Genomic DNA, 20,754 nt, shown 5'->3' on the forward strand with positions numbered 1-20,754 from the left:
CTAGAAAAAACGACCTAACTATCGAAAAAATAAACCCCGCTTAAAAAAGCAGGGTTTATCATCAATCTGCAAGCCAGACACTTGTCTGGCTTTTTTGTCTTTCGTTTTTTGCTTATGTCACCTAAACTGGGCTGACTGAAACTAGCCGCAAGGAAATTAAAAATGGGATTATTTAGTGGTCTAATGGGCAACGCCAGTGAAGTAGATAGCGACAAGTTAGACAAACTGTTAAACGATACCCTGATCGCAGGTGAGCAGGTTGAGAAAGCGTATCAAGTGATCCGCGATATGTTCGTGTTTACCAATAAACGTCTTATTCTCATTGATAAACAAGGTATGACGGGCTCTAAAGTAGAAATGCTGACCATTCCTTACAGCAAAATCACCAAATTCAGTAAAGAATCAGCAGGGCATTTTGATTTAGATTCTGAACTAAAAATCTGGATTGGCTCAGATCCTATGCCTTTGGTCAAAGAGTTTAAAGCCGGTGATAACATTAACGACGTTTATCGGATTATTTCGCAGTACTGCTTGTAATTGATAGGCAATCTAGAGGGGAGCCCTAGATTGCCGCGCAGTTTAAGGAAGTTGCTCAAACTTTATGTCAGGTACATTGGTTGCTGGCTGTGTTGTAAAAACACTATGATATTCGGTACTGTCACTAAAGAAACCGGTATTTCTTAGATAAAAACGGTTTTCCTCCACCCCCCCTTGATAGTCGCGGCGTGACTGTTTTCTCGCAGTAGCATCATAAGTAAAAGTCGCTTGTGTCAGGGCTGACCACCGGCCATCTGTGGTCGCTACCCATTGGTTGGTGTAGAACGCTTTACGTTCTAAGTGACCAGCCTCAGGAATAAAATTCTCTAAAAAGCTATGTGGGCGGCTTAAGTAAGTGGCGGTTTGTGGGCGTGCAAAACTCGCGATAAGCTGCCATTGGTTGAGCTCGGGTGCAAAGAAGTAGGCCGTATATTCGGTGTGTTCAGCTAAGGTGTCGGAAGGTTTTACGCTCAGCAAAAAGCGATAGCTTTGGCCTGCTTGCCAAGTGTAACGCAAGAAACTTTGCCCACCTGAACCTTCATTGCCAAACTCACCGGTATTCACCGCATCGCCTTTACGCAGCAATTTGACACGATATGCTTCGGGGATGGTGCTTGGGTCGTCTGTCTGGTAGGGGCTCCAAACAGAAAACAGCACCCGTCGCTCTTGCGCACTATTTACTTGAATACCAAAGTAACCTTCAGCAAAACCATTGGCCATAAAATAGCTACCAATAGGGTCATAGCCCTCAGGGACTGTGACTTCATTATAAAACCACTGGTAGTCTGCACTGGCATCAGGGAGCTGATAACTCAAGTGCACTGACGGGCCACGACGACCCCAGTAGACATCATCGCGAACATAAAATGGAGGCGTGTTGAGCGCCTCGCCACCAAGCTTAATCGCACTGATGCTCGGAAAGTGCTGGGCTGATTTTTTTATCCCACGTAAGGTAATGCGCTGATAGCCAAGTTGAGTGACCGTAAATTCTCCGAGCTCAATTTGCGTTTGATTGGCGTCCACATCAAATTCCGTGAGCTTATTAGCCATTTCGAGGCTAAGCGTACTTTTACCAGCCGCTTTTGCAATGGAAAGTGCGACATTGACTTGACCAGTTTGGTTGAAATAAACATAAGTAGTCAGCACGTCTTCAGTGCTTTGCCAGTTTGAAATACCGGAGTCGCTGATGAGGTTAGCAGACTGAGTGATGCTGCCATCGACCCAAGTATTGGCTGAGGTCAGTACTTGTTCGGTGTAATTAACCGCTGCAGGCGCTTTCTCTGCTATGACGGGGGTGGATACTGATGTAGATGTTGCATTAGTTTCACTACCGTCACCGCATGCGACAAGTAAAGCGACAGTGCTGGTAACTAGGGTGTTTCTAAACATGTGTATCATGGTTTTTCCTTAATGCCCGGCTACGCCGGGCTACTATGTTGAAACTAGAACGAGCCACGGATCCCTAGCGCAATTTGGGTACCAAAACGCTCAAGATTGCTTACTTGGTCATCACGTTTGACATAACCCCAATGGCGATTATTGGTCAAGTTACTGGCTTCAGCGAAAATACTGATATTTTCATAGATATCGTAACTGGCGCTGGCATCAAGCTGGCCATAGTCTTTTATCCAAGCTGGGCCACCCCACGCTTCAGGGTCGACTAAATAGCGACTACGCCAGTTATAGGCAAGCCTTGCTTGGAAGCCATATTGCTCGTAATAAACCACCGCATTGTAGGAATTTTTCGACATACCTTGAAATGGTAAGCCTTTGGCTTTTAGCTCAGGATCATCATAGTTACTTTTCACATAAGTATAGTTAAATTGCACCCCAAAGCCGTTGAATGGCTCAGGCAAATACTCATCAAAAGATTGTGATAAAGCGAATTCCGCACCAGATACTTTTGCACCGTATTGACCAGCCGTCGGAACAGAGGCGTAGTAGCTATTTTGACCAAGGGTTATAGCGCGGTCGGTCTTACTGATAAAGGATTCAATGTCTTTAAAGAACAATCCCCCACTGATTGAATTTGTGTCACCGTGGTACCATTCTAAAGTGAAATCTGCTTGTACGGCTTTCTCTGGTTCAACCCCAGGATTACCCATAGAGAGAGTCGGCAAGCCCTCTTTGAATGTCGTAAAGTTAGGTGCGGCCCAGATCCGCAGGTATTGCAAGGCGGGGCGGCTCAGTACTTTTGCCACTGAGCTTCTAAACACCAAATCATCCTCAATATTGAGTTTGAAGTTCATGCTTGGTAAAACCGATGTGTAATCGTCAGAGTGCGTCACATAAGTGGTTTTTTGCCACTCATTGCTACTCGGCTTATTGGCATCATCTAGCACGATAGCATCAAAGTTATACAGATAGCCCATCGAGTCTATGGTGGTTTTGCTCGCCCGCAAACCCAAGTTAAGGTTAAACGGCATATCTGCAATAGTATCTTGCAGGTTTGCCTGAACAAAAGCACTGGTGACGGCCTCACTCACTTCATAGGTATCGGCTTTTTGTACGCTCGCAACGATACTTTTATCTGCTGCGGCACTATTTAATGAACGGAAGTAAGCCAATAGTTTGTCATAATCAAAGCTTGGCCAAGGTTCCGGCGAAACACTATTTTCACCATCAAGGAAATTATCGAAGTTTGCAGGTACAAATACATTGGTCGGGATTTTAAACAGTTCAAATTCACCACGGTTAAATACTGAGCTGTTGTCAAATTGATAACCGTCGCGGTTGAGATAAAAGCCACCACGGCTAAATTGGCTTGGGTTACTGGAGCGGAAGCCATTCTGACCTTTGCTTTGCTTGATGTAAGACACACCAAAGTCAACGCTAGCAAGTAAACCTTCGCTTTCTGGTAGGTATTGCGCAAAAAGTTTTAAATCAGTCACTTTATCTGTGACACCTGTGCCTGAGTTTAAGCTGTAATGTGCACCATAGTCTTGATCTGCGGTTAAACCGGGAGCGAGCGTAACGTCAGGCAGCAAGTTGCCAGTGTTGTAGTTGATATCAATACTATCAACAAAGCCGCGCGCAACGATAAAACGATTATCCCCTGCGTTTTGATTTTTCGCTTCGGAATAGGCGAGATCTGCTGTGATCTTTAATGACGGTGAATAATGCCAAACGGTGTTGAGACCAATTTGATATGTATCGGTTTTTCTGGGTTCACTAAGGTTTAGCAGCTCGACCATAGTGGCATCGCCACTTTGGCGCATAGCGACCACGCGGTTTAATTCGTCAAATTCGGCATTGGTAAATAGCGGTGTGCCGGGAGTCCACGATTCATCATAGTTTACAAAACCAATTTGGTATTTATGGCCGTCCGTGTTGTAACGAGAATAGAGTGCATCGAAGTTGACGTCCAGTTGATCACTTGGACGCCATTGCAACGCCAGGGTCGCACCCAAACGTGTACGAGTATCCTGAGCATTGGTAAAATACATGTAGCTTGGGATTTTTGAGGCAAATATCTCGTCTACCGAGTCAATTTTACCATTGTTATTGGTGTCTACTGGTACACCTGCACTGTCAGCTCCCCAACCTTCGTCTTCGTCGAAGAAACCAGCGGCAGAATAACTATCCTCACGTAGGGTTTTTTTCGAGTAGACCGCAGAGAACAACACACCAAATGTATCGTCGTCTAATTTGTCGCCAATAATAAAAGAGGCATGCGGATTGGTATCTTTGGTACGCGATTCATAAATGCCTTTGGCTGAGGCCGACACCGTAAAGCCATCGAGGGCAAGTGGTTTACGGGTTTCTATGTCGATAATCGCACCAATGCCGCCTTCAATTAATCGCGCTTCTGGTGATTTGTAGACCTTTAAGACATTAACGAGTTCTGACGCGATAGTGTCGTAGTTAAAATCGCGGCCAGCATCTTCTGACGCAAGTTTACGACCATTGAGGGTGGTCACGTTGTAGCCAGAGCCCATACCTCGCACTAAGATTTTTTGGCCTTCACCACCATTGCGGGTAATGGTGATGCCGGGAATACGCTGCAGTGCTTCAGCGAGGTTCTCATCAGGGAACTTCCCTATGTCGTCTGCGACGACTAAGTCAACCACCGCAGTGGCGTTTTGTTTAAGAAATAGGGATTCTTTAATACTACTGCGGATCCCTTTTACTTCAACGACTTCGATACTTTCCTGAGTAGACTTGGCGCCGTCGGCTTCTTCTGCATACACTGCTGAACTTGCTAATGCAGAATAAATAGCCAAAGCGAGTGCAGAGTGTCCTGTTTTACGATTATTATTGTTCACAATTGTGCCCTCGATAGGTTGGTGTTTAAGCACGCTGTTTATATCCTGCCTACTTGAGGCCGCCGCGGTGTTGGCTACGTTTGCGCACCCCAATCACATAATTTATTTATGCTGATGGGATTCGCTTACTTGCTGCCTACCTGTAACGTCAAGTAGTTTGGTTATATTCCCCAACAAGCCAGCGTGCTGATTTTTTGCTATCGGACAATGGCCAGCGGTGCATTGCTTTGCCAAGCACCACGGGTAAAGTCCGGGAAATCTTTTGAGGCGGAGCGCTCTGCCACTGATTGCATTGACAGTGGGAACACGACCGACCATGCAGCTGCATCATAAACATCCTGATCGAGCGGCTCGCCGTTACGCAGGCAGTACACAATGCGCCAGAACATCAAAAAATCCATCCCGCCATGGCCGCCATTACGCTCAGCTTCACGGCCCATACGTTGCCAAAGTGGGTGGTCGTATTTGCCATACCAATAATCCATGTCGAAATCCCATTCATGGTAATTATCAAGGCGGTTGTTGTTTTCTAATGCGATGCGGTTTGGAAACCCTGCGAATACGCCGTTGGTACCTTGAATAAGGTTATGGCGTGAATAAGGGCGTGGGGTGGTGGTGTCATGCTGCACCATAATAGTGCGGCCTTTGACAGTCTTGATGATGCTGGTGTTCATATCCCCCGCAATATATTTGAGTTTATTGCGGCTGTGATCGGCAGGAAACTCACGTTTGGCGTAGGCCGCGCGGCCTAAGGCAGGGGAACTCATCGAGGTGATATAGTCAAAGCGGTCACCGCGGTTGATATTCATATATTGAGATACAGGCCCCAAGCCATGGGTCGGGTAAAGGTTGCCATTGACTGTGGTGTGCCAAAAAGTACGCCAAGAACCCGTTTTGCGGGTTAGCTCTTTCATTTGCCAACGTAGCTCGTGAATGTACGCCGCTTCGCCGTGTAACAATTCACCAAACAAACCTTGGCGTGCCATGTTGAGTACCATGAGCTCGTCGCGGCCGTAACAGACGTTTTCAAGCATCATACAATTTTTTTGCGTACGCTCCGAGGTGTTCACCAACTGCCAAGCTTCGTCAACGGATACGCAAGCGGGCACTTCAACAAAAGCGTGTTTACCGCTTTCCATGGTATCTACGGACATCACGGTATGCCATTGCCATGGCGTAGAGATAATCACAATATCAATGTCTTGACGCTCAAGCATGCGACGGTAATCGTAGTCACCATTACCATAAGTTTGGGGTAGCGGTTTGTTATTGCCGCGACAGATTTTTAAGGCGCGCTCAACGACTAGCGGATCAGTATCGCAAACGGCTTTAATTTCAACGCCATCAAGATGGCAAAAGTGCTTTACTGCGCCACTACCGCGTTCACCTACGCCGATAAATGCAACTCTGACCACTTCCATTTTGGGGATGGTTAGGCCAAACACCGATGTGCCTTGGGCGCGATTGAACAGCGGTTTGCTATTACCTGTGCTACTGCACGCTGCAAGTACGCCCCCTGCGGCCGCTATTGCCCCTGCTTTAGCTGCGGTTTTTAAAAACTGGCGGCGATTATTCTCATTCATTTTTCAGCCTCTTTTTAACAATTTCTATTTCACTTTTATCATTAGTAACATCAAAGAAAAGTTTGTGCAAGAAATAAACTTTCAAATGCTTTCATTTTTGTTGTGTAGAAAAACTTGTGGCGACTTTGAAAACCATAGTAGCCGTGTTTTAAATACCGTATTGATGCCCATGGTAATATTTTTTAATCATTAAAAACATAAAGATAAATAAAGTTGAGTGCAGCGGCAGGATGGTTCAAGATAGAGGCAGCGGCGGAAAACGTCGCAGCACCAAACAGAAGAAGATGAAAATAATTTCAAAAACAACTTGAAAGCAAATGAAAGCATTCGTAAGATGAATTTAGCTTATACAGGATAACACTATGTTAAATACCATTGAGAGACGTCATGAAATCGTGCAGCTAATTGCCACCAAGGGCAAGGTCACAGTACCTGAGTTAGCGGCGCATTTCTCCGTCTCAACTGTGACGATTCGAAGCGATCTGAATGAGTTAGATCAACGCGGGTTAATTGTCAGAGCTCATGGTGGTGCCATGGCCAGCTCACGTCTGAGTAAAGAGCTATCGGTGAATGAAAAACATGATGCGAATCAGGCCGTAAAACAGCGCCTCGCCGTTGCTGTGGCGAAACTTATCGAAGATGGAGAGTCCATCATCCTTGATTCAGGCACAACCACGGAAGAAGTGGCTAAGAGCTTGGCACAACACCAGAATCTGGTGGTGATGACCAATGGTCTGAATGTCGCGCAGCAACTGGTCAGTGCCGATGGAGTGGAAGTTCGTATGACAGGCGGCACGTTACGTAAGAAATCGTTGTCGTTTTACGGTCGCCAAGCGGAAAGTAACTTGCAGCAGTTCCATTTTGACAAAGTGGTACTTGGTGTCGATGGCTTAGATTTGGAGTTGGGCATTACGACCCACTTTGAATATGAAGCCCATCTTAACCGGGTGATGTGCGAAGCCGCGCGTACTGTAATTGCTGTAACGGATTCAAGTAAGTTCGCAAGGCGCGGCTTACATAAAATCTTAGCCTTGGACGAGCTCGATATTTTAGTGACCGATCACGGTTTACCTGAAGATTATCGGCAAGCGTTTACTCAGGCTGGGGTGCGATTAATTCTGGTAGAACAATAATTGAGGTAAGCATGCAAAACCTGTTGCAGCAGTTGGCGGCAAATCGCCAAGGTGAAAATAAAGGTATTTTTTCGGTGTGTTCAGCACATCCGTGGGTAATAGAAGCGGCATTAAACCATGCGAAAACTCACCAACTTGATGTACTTATTGAAGCCACTGCGAATCAGGTAAATCAATTTGGCGGCTATACCGCCATGCAGCCTGCTGACTTTATTCAGTTTGTAAAGTCGATGGCGAAAAACCTCGATTGTGACGAAGCACTTATCCATTTTGGTGGTGACCATCTAGGCCCTGTGTGTTGGCAACATAAACCAGCCGAAGAGGCGATGATGTTAGCTGATAGCTTAATCGCTGACTACGTTCGAGCAGGTTTTAAGAAGATCCATCTGGATACCAGTATGGCGTGTGCAGATGATAGTTTGCCATTATGCGAGAACGAAATAGCTGCGCGAGCTGCAAGACTGTGTGCCATTGCTGAGCAAACCGCGCGTACTGAATTTGGCAAAAGTGATATTTATTATGTAATTGGCACTGAAGTACCGCCACCCGGCGGGGCTGATGAAGTGATTGATAGCCTTACGGTTACGGCGGTTAGCGATGTTGAACGTACCTTACAACTGCATCAAAAAGCGTTTTTTGCTGCGGGATTGGCAGAGGCATGGCAACGTGTGATTGGCGTAGTGGTGCAACCTGGGGTTGAGTTTGACAATTGGCAGGTGGTGCAATTTGATGCGAGCAAAGCAGCCGCATTGAAAACGCTAGTGTCGCCGACGCATACTTGGGTATACGAAGCCCACTCAACAGATTATCAACACACTCAACAACTCGCACAGTTGGTGGAAAATCACTTTGCTATTTTAAAAGTAGGCCCAGAGCTCACGTTTGCTTTAAGAGAGGCGTTGTTCGGCCTATCTCATATCGAAGAGTTGCTAGTTGCCCCATTACAGCAAAGCCACTTACGTCAAGTCGTTGCCAATGACATGGCTACAGAGCCTGCCAGTTGGCAGCGCTTCTATCACGGCACGAGCACAGCGCAAGCGATGCAATGCTATTTTAGCTTAAGTGATCGCATTCGTTATTTTTGGACCAAACCTCATGTGCAAGCGGCGGTCAGTAAGCTAATTGCCAATATTAACACTCTGCACATTCCAAAGCCGTTGTTGCGCCAATATTTACCTTATGCCGCTGAGCTCGATATAGCCAAGAATAACGAGGGGCAAGGCAAGCGCTTTGCCACTCATTATGTAGAGCGGGTGATTGCCCGTTATGCCAGTGCTTGTGGTCAGTTGTAAGGAGTGGCGATGATGAATTATTTAGGCTTGAACCAAAAACAAGCGGATGATGTGCATGCTATTCATACCACGCGCGAAATTACCCAGCAGCCACAGACTTGGCTGGCTGTTGCTGAGCATCTTGCGACGTTACCCGCATTACAAGACTTTTTACAGGCGCGGCTGAGTACGCCAGCACTACGGATCATTCTAACAGGGGCTGGTACTTCGGCCTATGTTGGCGATGTTTTGGCCGATTATCTTAGCGACAAACTCGCGCGGCGCGTAGAAGCCATTGCAACCACAGATCTGGTGTCGCATCCTGCGCGTTATTTTGCCGATAAAAGCCCAACTCTGTTGGTATCTTTTGCGCGCTCAGGCAATAGCCCCGAAAGTGTCGCGGCATTAACATTGGCAGAGCTATGCCATAGCGACCTTTATCATCTTAGCTTTAGCTGTAATGCCAACGGTGCTTTGCATCATGCAGTGGCACAGCGCGCTAATGGCTTCGCAGTGTTGATGCCAGAGGCGACACTAGATAAAAGTTTTGCTATGACCAGTTCGTTCACGACTATGCTGGTGGCATGTTTACAGGCCTTTTCACCAGATCAGCAACAGCTAAGTGCGGTTGCTAATGCCACCGCACGTTTGATTTGCGAAGAAGCAAATGCTTTACAAGCCCTTGCTGAAGTGCCATTTAGTCGCGTGGTGTTTCTTGGCAGTGGGGCGTTAAAAGGCTTTGCACAGGAAGCGGCGCTGAAATACTTGGAACTGAGCGCAGGCCAGATCTGGAGTAGCTTTGAAACGCCACTCGGCTTTCGCCATGGTCCAAAGTCAATGATCAATAAAGAGACCTTAGTGGTGCTCCTGCAGTCCAGCGATGAATATGCGGCCCGTTACGACTTAGACTTACAACGCGAGCTGGCGCGTGATGGTAAAGCCCATGTGATAGCTCTGAGCCAAGCGCAGTTTATGACGGATTTAAATGCGCTTGACGATGTTTGGCTGGGGCTGATTTATATCGTGTATTGCCAAATACTGGCCTGCTTTAAAGCCATCTCCTTGGGGATTTCCCCTGATAACCCTTGCCCATCCGGAGAAGTTAATCGGGTGGTGCAAGGTGTTATTATCCATCCATTACAATAAGAGCAAAAAACATGATCTACGGCGTAGACATAGGTGGAACCAAAATAGAAATTGCGGTGTTTGACAGCGACTTGAATTTACTTGAAAGCTGGCGACAAGCCACACCGCAACATAGCTATACTGATTTTCTCCAGGCGCTTAGCGGGCTTATTGCCAATGCTGATGAAAAATATCACTGCAGTGGTAAAGTCGGTATCGGCATGCCGGGGATAGTCAATGCAGATGGAGAAGTGCTGAGTGCCAATCTACCATACGCAAATGGCAAGCGGGTGGCAGATGATTTAGAGCTACTGCTTGGCCGCAACATCGCAATTGAGAATGACTGCCGCTGCTTTGCACTTTCTGAAGGGAGCGGTGGCGCAGGCGAAGGGTATTCTCGGGTTTATGGCGCTATCATCGGCACGGGTGCCGCGGGTGGCATGTGTATCGACGGTCAGTTATATAAGTCGGCGCAGGGTATTGCGGGTGAATATGGTCATCATCCGCTACCGGCACATTTGTTTCAAAAATACCAACTGCCAATTGAAAGCTGTGGCTGCGGGTTAACAGGTTGCCTTGAGCGTTACATTGCTGGCCCTGGTCTTGCACGCATTTATCAACATCATGGTGGCGAATGTTTAAGCAGTGTCGAAATAGTTGCGCAGTTACGCCAAGATCTGCCTATTGCTATTAATAGTTTTAGTTGCTACATGGACTTACTGGGCAGCGCGTTTGCCAATATTGTGATGGCTTACGACCCAGAGGTCATAGTATTAGGCGGGGGGATGTCGTTGGTCGATGAAGTCGTAGAAACGCTCCCAGCAGCCATCAGTCAGCATGTGTTTAATAATATTAGTGTGCCAAAAATTATCCGTGCGCGTTTTGGTGACGCCAGTGGCGCGCGTGGTGCAGCCATTTTGGGTAGTCAGCTATGAGCTCATTCTATTTACGCCCAAAACGTATTATTACCTTAGATGCTATTTTAACAGGTCATGCCGTATTAATAGCGGGGGAGCGCATTGCCGCTATCACAGTGCAGCCAGATCCTAGTATTGAGATAATAGATTTACCTGAGCTCACGCTCATGCCGGGAATGATAGATTTACACATTCATGGCCGTGAAGGCGCTGATGTCATGGACGCCAAACCTGAAAGTTTACAGCGCATAGCTTGTTCACTGGCAAAATATGGCGTGACTGGCTTTTTGGCCACTACAGTCACCGCCGATTGGCAGCAGACCTTAGCTGCACTGCGCTGTGTGAAGCAAGTGATGGCAAATCCTATTAACGAGGGGGCGAGACTACTTGGCGCCTACAGCGAAGGGCAGTTCTTTTCTAGTCGCTTTAAAGGCGCGCACAATACCCACTTTTTCTTGCCACTAGAACAGCAGTATTTTGAACAAATGCTTGCCGCTGCGGGCGCTAGCCTAAAAGTTGTGGCCCTTGCCCCAGAGCTGGAAAATGCCCAGCAGATCATTCGCTGGTTAAGCGAGCAGGGAATTAAAGTACTGCTTGGTCATTGTGACAGTAGTTATGACACCACTTGTGATGCGCTCAATGCAGGTGCGTGCGGTGGTGTACATGTGTTTAATGGCATGCGTGGATTACATCACCGTGAACCGGGGACGGTAGGGGCATTATTACATCGCCAAGAGGCTCTGGTTGAGCTGATTGCAGATGGGGTGCATTTACACCCCGCGGTAGTTGATTTAATTTATCGACTCAAAGGCGCAGAGCATATGACCCTTATCAGCGATTGCGTCAATGCTGGTGGCTTAGTCGATGGACGTTATCAATTAGGTGAAATGGCAATCAATGTCAACAATGGTATCGCCACCACTGATGAAGGTTCGCTTGCAGGGAGCACACTAACGTTAGATAAAGCCTTGCGTTTTTTGCGTGAGCAAACCGAAGTCAGCGAGTTAGATGCGGTAAAAATGGCTTCATTAGTACCCGCACGATTTTTAGGTATTGCAGCGCAAACTGGTTCGATTTGTGTAGGGAAATTTGCCGACCTATGTGCGCTGGATAGTAGTGGTGAAGTGATAGCAACTTGGGTTGCCGGTAAACAAGTCTATGGTTAACACGCCCTAATAAAATAACTAACAGTAGCAAAAACAAAAAAGGCCGTTTACTTAACATAAACGGCCTTTCTCTTAAAAGTGCTGGGCACCTTTAATGCCTGACTTACACGTATTGGACATCGATGATTTCATATTCAACCACACCATTTGGTGTTTGAATATTGACAGTATCATCCACTTCCTTAGTGATTAAGCCACGCGCGATAGGAGAGTTCACCGAAATCAAATTTTCTTTGATATTGGCTTCATCGTCGCCAACGATGCGATAGGTTACTTCAGCATCCGTTTCGACATTCAAAATCGTCACTGTAGCGCCAAAAATGACTTTGCCGTTGTTGGCGATTTTGGTGATATCGATCACTTGTGCTGTAGATAGCTTAGCTTCAATTTCTTGAATGCGTCCCTCACAGAACCCTTGTTGCTCACGCGCGGCGTGATACTCTGCGTTTTCCTTTAAATCACCGTGCTCACGCGCTTCGGCGATGTCGGCGATGATTTTTGGACGTACCACAGTTTTCAAGTGATTCAGTTCGTCGCGAAGCATTTTCTCGCCTCGTACAGTCATCGGAATTGATTGCATAGATATCTCACTTCTCGCTGGGGCAAATGCCCCAGCACGGTCCTTAGTTTAATCGCTGGTGTAGCTCTTGAACTGAGCTTACTTTCGCTCTGTCGTCTGCTGAGTGAGCAGTACAGTTTGCGAAGGCTGCGTTCAACGTCGTGGTATAGTTAATCTTGTGCTGTAGCGCACCACGACGTAACACCTTTGAATCTTCAATGGCTTGGCGACCTTCAGTGGTGTTTACGATATAGCTATACTCTTTGTTCTTGATACGGTCAAGAATATGAGGACGGCCTTCGAACACTTTGTTCACGCGACGTACTTCGATACCCGCAGCTTCGATTGCCGCAGCAGTACCTGAAGTTGCATCTAGCTCAAAACCAAGAGCTTTCATGGTTTTTGCTAGTTCAACAACGCGTGCTTTGTCGCCATTGCGCACAGATAGTAACGCGCGACCACCGCGTGGTAAAGTATTACCCGCACCTAATTGCGCTTTTGCAAACGCTTCGGCGAAGTTTTCACCAACACCCATTACTTCACCCGTTGAACGCATCTCTGGGCCACGCATTGGGTCAACACCTGGGAACTTAGCAAACGGCAGTACGACTTCTTTCACGCTGTAGTATGGTGGAATAACTTCTTTGGTCACGCCTTGTGATTGCAGAGATTGACCAACCATACAACGCGCCGCGACTTTAGCCAGCGCAACACCCGTAGCTTTTGATACAAATGGTACAGTACGCGCAGCACGTGGGTTGACTTCGATTAAGTAAACCTGGCCATCTTTCACCGCAAACTGGGTGTTCATTAGACCCACTACACCTAGCTCAAGCGCCATGGCTTTTACTTGCTCACGCATGACGTTCTGAATTTCTTCAGACAGTGAGTGTGCAGGTAGTGAACACGCAGAGTCACCAGAGTGAACACCGGCTTGTTCGATGTGCTCCATGATACCGCCAATCAACACTTCTTGACCGTCACAGATTGCGTCTACGTCAACTTCTGTTGCATCGTCAAGGAAACGGTCAAGTAATACTGGCGCTTCATTCGATACCGACACCGCGTGCGTCATGTAACGACGTAGGTCGTCTTCGTCGTAAACGATTTCCATGGCGCGACCACCTAGTACGTATGATGGACGAACAACCAGTGGGAAGCCGATTTCTTGAGACTTAACCACAGCTTCTTCAAGTGATGTGACAGTCGCGTTTTCTGGTTGAAGTAGGTTTAAACGCTCAACTAAATGTTGGAAACGCTCACGGTCTTCAGCACGGTCAATCGCATCTGGCGAAGTACCAATGATTGGCACGCCGTTCGCTTCAAGGGCACGCGCAAGTTTTAGTGGTGTTTGACCACCGTATTGCACGATAACGCCTTTTGGCTTTTCAACGCGGACGATTTCTAACACGTCTTCCAGCGTAATTGGCTCGAAATATAAACGGTCAGAGGTATCGTAGTCAGTTGATACGGTTTCTGGGTTACAGTTAACCATAATGGTTTCATAACCATCTTCACGCATTGCCAACGCCGCGTGCACACAGCAGTAATCGAACTCGATACCTTGGCCGATACGGTTTGGACCACCACCGATAACCATGATCTTGTCTTTATCAGACGGCTGCGCTTCACACTCTTCGTCATAGCTTGAGTACATGTAAGCTGTGTCTGAGCTAAATTCCGCGGCACACGTATCAACGCGCTTATAAACTGGCACGATGTTAAGTGTATGACGCTTTTTACGAATTTCAGTTTCTGAAACGCCCGCGATTTCTGCGATACGCGCGTCAGCAAAGCCTTTGCGCTTAAGTTTGCGTAGGAAGTCTTCAGTTAGACCCGCCATGCCCACTTCTTTGATTTTCGCTTCGTCTTTAAGAATATCTTCGATTTGCACTAGGAACCAATGGTCAATCTTAGTTAACTCATAGACTTCTTCGATAGACATACCGTGACGAATGGCATCTGCTACGTACCAAATACGCTCTGCGCCTGGCTCGCGTAGCTCATGCACGATTTTCTCACGTGCGTTAGGGTCATCCAGTGCAACGATAGGGTTGAAACCTGTTGCGCCAACTTCAAGACCACGTAACGCTTTTTGTAGCGATTCTTGTTGGTTACGACCAATCGCCATCACTTCACCCACAGACTTCATCTGGGTAGTCAAACGGTCGTTAGAACCAGCAAACTTTTCGAAGTTAAAACGTGGGATCTTAGTTACCACGTAGTCGATTGAAGGTTCGAAAGACGCAGGAGTCGCACCGCCTGTGATGTCGTTTTTAAGCTCGTCTAGGGTGTAACCTACGGCTAATTTAGCTGCGATTTTCGCGATAGGGAAACCTGTCGCTTTTGACGCTAGCGCAGATGAACGTGATACACGCGGGTTCATCTCGATGATAACCATACGGCCATCAGCTGGGTTTACACCAAACTGTACGTTTGAACCGCCGGTCTCAACACCAATTTCACGCAGTACTGCCATCGAGGCATTACGCATGATTTGGTATTCTTTGTCAGTCAGTGTTTGTGCAGGTGCTACTGTGATTGAGTCACCCGTGTGAACGCCCATAGGGTCAAAGTTTTCAATCGAACAAACGATGATACAGTTGTCGTTTTTGTCACGAACCACTTCCATCTCGTACTCTTTCCAACCGATTAAGCTCTCGTCGATAAGCAGCTCTTTGGTTGGAGATAGGTCAAGACCACGAGTACAGATCTCTTCGAACTCTTCCATGTTGTAGGCAACACCACCACCTGTACCACCCATAGTGAATGATGGGCGGATAATACAAGGGAAGCCGATACGAGTCAGGATATCTAGTGCTTCTTCCATTGAGTGCGCTATTTCAGCGCGTGGACACTCAAGGCCAATGTTTTTCATGGCTTTATCGAAGCGTTCACGGTTTTCTGCTTTATCAATCGCATCCGCTGTAGCACCGATTAGCTCTACGTCGTATTTCGCGAGTACGCCATGGCGGTCAAGGTCAAGAGCGCAGTTTAGCGCGGTTTGGCCACCCATGGTTGGTAATACTGCACATGGACGCTCTTTAGCGATGATCTTTTCTACTACTTCCCAGTGAATTGGCTCGATGTACGTCGCATCGGCCATTTCTGGGTCAGTCATAATGGTTGCTGGATTTGAGTTAACTAGGATAACTCGGTAGCCTTCTTCTTTTAGCGCTTTACACGCTTGCGCGCCAGAGTAGTCAAACTCACACGCTTGGCCGATAACAATCGGGCCTGCGCCTAAGATAAGAATGCTTTTTAGATCGGTACGTTTTGGCATTTTGACTCCGGTATCAATTAGGCTTTGCGAGCTTGCATTAATTCAATGAAATGGTCGAACAACGGTGCGGCATCGTGTGGACCTGGGCTTGCTTCTGGGTGACCTTGGAAGCTAAACGCTGGCTTGTCAGTACGGTGAATACCTTGCAGCGAGCCATCAAACAGCGATACGTGAGTAGCACGAAGGTTGCTTGGCAGGGTCGCTTCATCAGCAGCGAAACCGTGGTTTTGCGCGGTGATCATCACAACATTGCGGTCGAGGTCTTTAACAGGGTGGTTACCACCGTGGTGGCCGAATTTCATTTTTACTGTTTTCGCACCTGAGGCCAACGCTAATAATTGGTGACCAAGGCAAATGCCGAATATTGGAGTGTCTGTTTCTAGGAAGGTTTTAATTGCGTCAATTGCGTAAGTACAAGGTTCAGGGTCACCAGGGCCGTTAGAGAGGAAGATCCCGTCTGGATTCAACGCTAATACTTCTGCTGCCGATGTCTGCGCTGGAACCACCGTCAGCTTACACCCTCTGTCTACCAACATCCGTAAGATGTTTCTTTTCACTCCATAGTCATAAGCAACAACGTGGAAACGCTCATCTTCGGTTGCTAATGTTTTGAAGCCTTCGCCCAAAGCCCAACTTGATTCACGCCATTCAAATGGTGCTTTGGCTGATACAACTTTCGCTAAATCCATGCCTTTTAAGCCAGGAAACGCTTTGGCAGCTTCCAATGCTTGTTGCTCATCGACATTGTCACCGGCAATGATACAACCGTTCTGAGCACCTTTATCACGCAGGATGCGAGTCAGTTTACGGGTATCAATATCCGCAATACCTAGAATGTTACGCGCTTTTAGGTAGTCGCTTAATGATTGTTGGTTACGGAAATTACTCGCAAGCAGTGGCAAATCACGGATCACTAGGCCCTTAGCCCAGATCTTGTCCGCTTCTTCGTCTTCGCTGTTAGTACCCGTATTACCGATGTGCGGGTAAGTAAGAGTAACAATTTGTTCCGCGTAAGACGGGTCGGTCAAGATTTCTTGATAACCGGTCATCGACGTATTGAATACTACCTCACCGACAGAAATACCGTCGGCACCAATGGCAGTACCGCGAAACACTGTGCCGTCTTCAAGGACTAACAGAGCGGATTTAGTCAAGTTAACCTCCTAGATAGAAAAAAACGGGAGCTGCTATTACGCATTACGTCCCGTTTATTAAGCGCTTGGTAACACGCAGTTTGTAAATTTTTGGCAAATTCCACATAGTCTACAGCAAATTGCTAGATTCGTCTAATGCTCATCTTAAAAAAATTAAAAATAAGCATCTCATAAACAAAAATTAACGAAACTGCTAAAATTCTATGCTTACTGCTTTAATCCCAGCACATCTTGCATATCATAAAGTCCTTCAGGTTTATTCCTTAACCACTGCGCAGCCCTTACCGCCCCTTGGGCAAAGGTCAGACGAGATGAGGCTTTGTGGGTGATTTCAAGCCTTTCCCCCATGGTAGCGAAGTAAGCTGTATGTTCACCAACAATATCACCCGCTCTTAGCACCGAATAGCCAATTTCTTGTTGTGATTTTGCTTCATGTGATTGACTACGGTCATAGCGCGCTACATTGTCGTGATCCCAACCTTTTGCAGCCGCGATGGCTTCGCCAATCATCAGTGCAGTGCCTGATGGCGCATCGATTTTATGGCGGTGATGAGCTTCAAAAATTTCAATGTCTAGCTCATCGGCAAGCTTACTTGCGGCAACTTGGACTAAGTTAAGCAGCAAATTTACCCCCACGCTATAATTGCGCGAAAAAACGATGGGGATGTGCTGAGCGGCTTGTTGCAGCAGCAGTTTGTCATCATGACTCAAACCTGTGGTGCCAATGACCATGGGGAGTTTAAATTCAACCGCTTTGGCTAAATGCGTGCGCATGCCTTCGGGTAAGGTGAAATCAATTAGCACGTCGGCAGAGCATGCTTGTAGTGAAGATTCACAAGCAAAACTGAGGTCTAGCGGTGCTTGTTTATTTAGATGATGAATCGGCGTTGCCGCCAATGGCGATGCTGCGCGCACAAACGCGGCGGTTAATTGTGCCTGCTTGCTCAAGGCACAGGCATCAATCAGTGCTTGGCCCATGCGGCCATTGGCACCGAAAATTCCGATACGGTCCATATTTTGTCTCTTGTTGTTTAGCTATTGAAGCGGCATTTCGCTGTGGCTTAGCAATATCTAATGCACACATAGATGGCCGTGATGAGCCAGTTATCCGGTGCTAAGTACTGGTAATGCCTCTGAAAGTGAAATTCCCACCTAGAGTTTATCGGATCTCTGTGTAATAGTCAGGACGTTAACTCAGAGAATAATTCATAGAATAATAATAATAGATCACCATGGACTTTAGCCATCTATATGTATAAACTTCCGCATTCGCCGATTTTGATTATTGCGGGCGTGAAGTTTATACAAATGCAGCTAATAACTCAGTACTTGCTTGCAGTACTTGGCTGTGGTGATTTGATGAGGAGTGCTATGCAGCCAACCTATAACAAACAACGCGCGATTTTATCGCTGTTACCTTTATTAACTTTTGTTGGCCTATTTTTGGGCGCAGGGTTATACCTACAATCTCAAGGTGTGGATTACGCCTTCTACCAGTTACCTGCACCAGTGGCAATTTTACCCGCTATAGTGCTAGCGTTTTGGTTTAATAAAGCATCAATAAATCAAAGTGTTGAAACCTTCATCAAAGGGGCAGGGCACAGTAACATTATTACTATGTGCTTGATTTACCTTTTAGCAGGTGCATTCTCTGCGGTGGCGGGAGCCACAGGTGGGGTTGATGCGGTGGTAAATGCGGGCTTGTCTTTAATACCGCCAGCGTTTTTATTACCGGGTTTATTTTTAATTGCCGCTGTAGTATCGACAGCTATGGGCACCTCCATGGGCACCATAGGGGCAATTGGCCCAATTGCTTATGCGATTAGCGTGAAAACCGGTATCGATCCCGCACTGATGGCTGGCACTGTGGTGTCAGGTGCCATGTTTGGCGACAACTTATCGATTATTTCGGATACCACGATTGCTGCAACTCGCACTCAAGGGTGTGAAATGAAAGACAAGTTCCGCGAGAATTTAAAAATTGCTATGCCTGCTGCAGCATTAACCGTATTGCTGTTGGTGTTCTTGACGCCAGAGCCGCAAGTGGTTGATACCAAAGCATTTGATTGGCTATTGGTGTTACCATATGCCTTTATTTTAGTTCTTGCGGTGATGGGCTTTAATGTGTTCGTGGTACTGATGAGTGGTATCGTTTTTGCGGCACTAATGGGTTTTACCACGGGCTATGAGACAGCGAGTTTTGTCAAAGACATCTACAAAGGCTTTACTGACATGCAGGAGATTTTCCTGTTGTCGATGTTCATTGGTGGCCTGTCGGAATTTATCCGTATTAATGGTGGTCTAGATTTCCTAGCGAAACTGGTGCAGAAGTTAACCGCAGTCGTTGCAAAATGGCATCGTAAAGTAGCAGACCAACTGGGTATTGCGTTTTTGGTACTGACCAGTAACTTGTGTATTGCCAACAATACGGTATCTATCATTGTGGCCGGCCCTGTGGCGAAAAAACTTGCTGAGGATGGCGAGATTTCAGCTAAGCGCTCAGCGAGTTTGTTAGATATTTTCGCCTGTGTGATGCAAGGCTCCTTACCTTATGGTGCGCAAGCCTTGTTGCTTGGCGCCACGTTTAAAATCAGTCCATGGCAAGTGTCTACCTCGTCTTTCTATTGCTTTATCTTAGCGTTTACCGCGATTGCGGTGATTTGCTTACGTCGCGATAAAGCTTAAGCGGATTATGAAATAAATTATGCAAGCCAGTGGCGGTGTCACTGGCTTGAAATATTTTCTGCTATACTGGCAAGGATTTATCCTCAAGTTAGCAAAAATATATGAAACAACTCTCTGCAATTGCGTTTTGCACACTCATGTGTTCGTCGTCGGTAATGGCGGCAAATTGGAGCACAACCCAACTTCATCTTAATCATGGTGAATTTAAAAATCCGTTTAGCCAGCAACAAAGCAATGCAACGATTTATTCGCTGCAACATGTCTCTGGTTACGACTACGGTGACAATTTCTTTTTTATTGATTACACCAAAGACGATCTCACTGATGGTTATCAAGATGGCGACTTTTATGGTGAATGGTACAGTGCGCTGAGTTTATCAAAAACCCTTGGCGGTGATTGGTCATTTGGCGCCGTCAAAGATGTCAGTGCGGTGATGGGTATCAACGCAGCGGGCGATGCCAAAGTGATGAAGTATTTGCCCGGCGTAAAACTGCATTGGGATTTACCAGGCTTTACGTTTTTCTCCACTAGCTTAACGGGCTATATTGATGACAGCAGCGGGCTTGCGAAGCAAGGCGCACCGACTGAAAGCAACAGCTGGATGCTGGATATTGCATGGGGTTACCCGTTTATGCTGGGCTCACAAAAGTTTTTATTAACGGGTCATGTGGAATACATAGATGGGCGTCGTAATGAGCTTGGCAGTGAAGTAAAAGATTGGATATTGGCGCAACCTATTTTGGAATGGGATTTGGGTTATGCGCTTGGCAACAAAGAAAACACCTTAATGCTTGGGGTGGAATGGCAATACTGGCGTAATAAGCTCGGTACTGATACGGATGAATCGGTGCCACAAATCCATTTGGCTTGGACTTTTTAAGCGTCGCATTTATAGCAATCCTCAAAATAGATCACTTAATTAAGAGGATTGGGATTACAGCGCGCTCGTATATAGGCGATAAACATACGGGAAATAAAAAAGCTCGCAACTGCGAGCTTTCAGACTGTTGAAAAAGGGCTAGACACAGATCTAGCCCTTTGATCTAATAAGCACAGTGAGTATCGAGAGTTCACC

At 46.7% G+C, this 20,754-nt stretch carries 15 protein-coding genes; 8 read left to right on the forward strand and 7 right to left on the reverse strand.

Annotation, left to right across the window (positions count from 1 at the left end; translation table 11 throughout):
* The first annotated feature begins 162 nt into the window (after positions 1–162).
* Complete coding sequence (locus ACFOEE_RS19015) at positions 163–537, forward strand: PH domain-containing protein (RefSeq protein WP_377128189.1); 375 nt, start codon at positions 163–165, stop codon at positions 535–537.
* A gap of 42 nt (positions 538–579) precedes the next feature.
* Here the strand turns inward: ACFOEE_RS19015 and ACFOEE_RS19020 are convergent, their stop codons facing one another.
* From ACFOEE_RS19020 to ACFOEE_RS19030, 3 genes are all read right to left on the reverse strand, one after another.
* Positions 580–1,935 (reverse strand): DUF3472 domain-containing protein, encoded by a 1,356-nt coding sequence (locus ACFOEE_RS19020; RefSeq protein ID WP_377128192.1) that lies wholly within the window; start codon positions 1,933–1,935, stop codon positions 580–582.
* A 44-nt stretch (positions 1,936–1,979) separates the two neighbouring features.
* Entirely contained in the window at positions 1,980–4,802 is a 2,823-nt protein-coding gene (locus tag ACFOEE_RS19025; protein ID WP_377128195.1) for a TonB-dependent receptor, read from the reverse strand.
* A 197-nt stretch (positions 4,803–4,999) separates the two neighbouring features.
* Positions 5,000–6,385, reverse strand: coding sequence for a Gfo/Idh/MocA family protein (locus tag ACFOEE_RS19030; protein WP_377128198.1), 1,386 nt, complete (start codon positions 6,383–6,385; stop codon positions 5,000–5,002).
* A gap of 362 nt (positions 6,386–6,747) precedes the next feature.
* Between ACFOEE_RS19030 and agaR the strand changes: the two genes are divergently transcribed.
* Genes agaR through nagA form a run of 5 tightly spaced genes read left to right on the forward strand, consistent with a single transcriptional unit; the run spans position 6,748 to position 11,997 of the window.
* Positions 6,748–7,518 (forward strand): transcriptional repressor AgaR, encoded by a 771-nt coding sequence (gene agaR / locus ACFOEE_RS19035; RefSeq protein WP_377128201.1) that lies wholly within the window; start codon positions 6,748–6,750, stop codon positions 7,516–7,518.
* 11 nt (positions 7,519–7,529) lie between these two features.
* Positions 7,530–8,810 (forward strand): D-tagatose-bisphosphate aldolase, class II, non-catalytic subunit, encoded by a 1,281-nt coding sequence (locus tag ACFOEE_RS19040; RefSeq protein WP_377128204.1) that lies wholly within the window; start codon positions 7,530–7,532, stop codon positions 8,808–8,810.
* A gap of 9 nt (positions 8,811–8,819) precedes the next feature.
* Positions 8,820–9,935: an SIS domain-containing protein gene (locus tag ACFOEE_RS19045; protein ID WP_377128207.1), complete on the forward strand. Its 1,116-nt coding sequence runs from the start codon at positions 8,820–8,822 to the stop codon at positions 9,933–9,935.
* A gap of 11 nt (positions 9,936–9,946) precedes the next feature.
* Positions 9,947–10,849, forward strand: coding sequence for an ROK family protein (locus ACFOEE_RS19050; protein WP_377128210.1), 903 nt, complete (start codon positions 9,947–9,949; stop codon positions 10,847–10,849).
* Positions 10,846–11,997: an N-acetylglucosamine-6-phosphate deacetylase gene (gene nagA / locus ACFOEE_RS19055; protein ID WP_377128213.1), complete on the forward strand. Its 1,152-nt coding sequence runs from the start codon at positions 10,846–10,848 to the stop codon at positions 11,995–11,997. Before ACFOEE_RS19050 ends, nagA begins: the two co-directional genes overlap by 4 nt.
* Positions 11,998–12,100: 103 nt before the next feature.
* Here nagA and greA read toward each other — a convergent pair whose 3' ends face one another.
* The 4 genes from greA to dapB form a co-directional block, all read right to left on the reverse strand.
* Positions 12,101–12,577, reverse strand: coding sequence for a transcription elongation factor GreA (gene greA / locus ACFOEE_RS19060; RefSeq protein WP_377128215.1), 477 nt, complete (start codon positions 12,575–12,577; stop codon positions 12,101–12,103).
* 43 nt (positions 12,578–12,620) lie between these two features.
* Complete coding sequence (gene carB, locus ACFOEE_RS19065; protein ID WP_377128218.1) at positions 12,621–15,839, reverse strand: carbamoyl-phosphate synthase large subunit; 3,219 nt, start codon at positions 15,837–15,839, stop codon at positions 12,621–12,623.
* Between the two features lie 17 nt (positions 15,840–15,856).
* The gene (gene carA / locus ACFOEE_RS19070) at positions 15,857–16,993 is read right to left on the reverse strand and encodes a glutamine-hydrolyzing carbamoyl-phosphate synthase small subunit (protein WP_377128221.1); all 1,137 of its coding nucleotides are present in this window, start codon (positions 16,991–16,993) and stop codon (positions 15,857–15,859) included.
* Between the two features lie 207 nt (positions 16,994–17,200).
* Entirely contained in the window at positions 17,201–18,007 is an 807-nt protein-coding gene (gene dapB, locus ACFOEE_RS19075) for a 4-hydroxy-tetrahydrodipicolinate reductase (protein ID WP_377128224.1), read from the reverse strand.
* A 357-nt stretch (positions 18,008–18,364) separates the two neighbouring features.
* Between dapB and ACFOEE_RS19080 the strand changes: the two genes are divergently transcribed.
* Together ACFOEE_RS19080 and ACFOEE_RS19085 are read left to right on the forward strand one after the other, a co-directional pair.
* Positions 18,365–19,678, forward strand: a complete 1,314-nt coding sequence (locus ACFOEE_RS19080; RefSeq protein ID WP_377128227.1) for a Na+/H+ antiporter NhaC family protein — start codon at positions 18,365–18,367, stop codon at positions 19,676–19,678.
* Positions 19,679–19,779: 101 nt separating this feature from the next.
* Positions 19,780–20,559, forward strand: coding sequence for a nucleoside-binding protein (locus ACFOEE_RS19085; protein ID WP_377128230.1), 780 nt, complete (start codon positions 19,780–19,782; stop codon positions 20,557–20,559).
* The last annotated feature ends 195 nt before the right edge of the window (positions 20,560–20,754 follow it).

Origin of the sequence: Pseudoalteromonas fenneropenaei (genome assembly GCF_042643375.1) — a bacterium.
Classification (GTDB): domain Bacteria; phylum Pseudomonadota; class Gammaproteobacteria; order Enterobacterales; family Alteromonadaceae; genus Pseudoalteromonas; species Pseudoalteromonas fenneropenaei.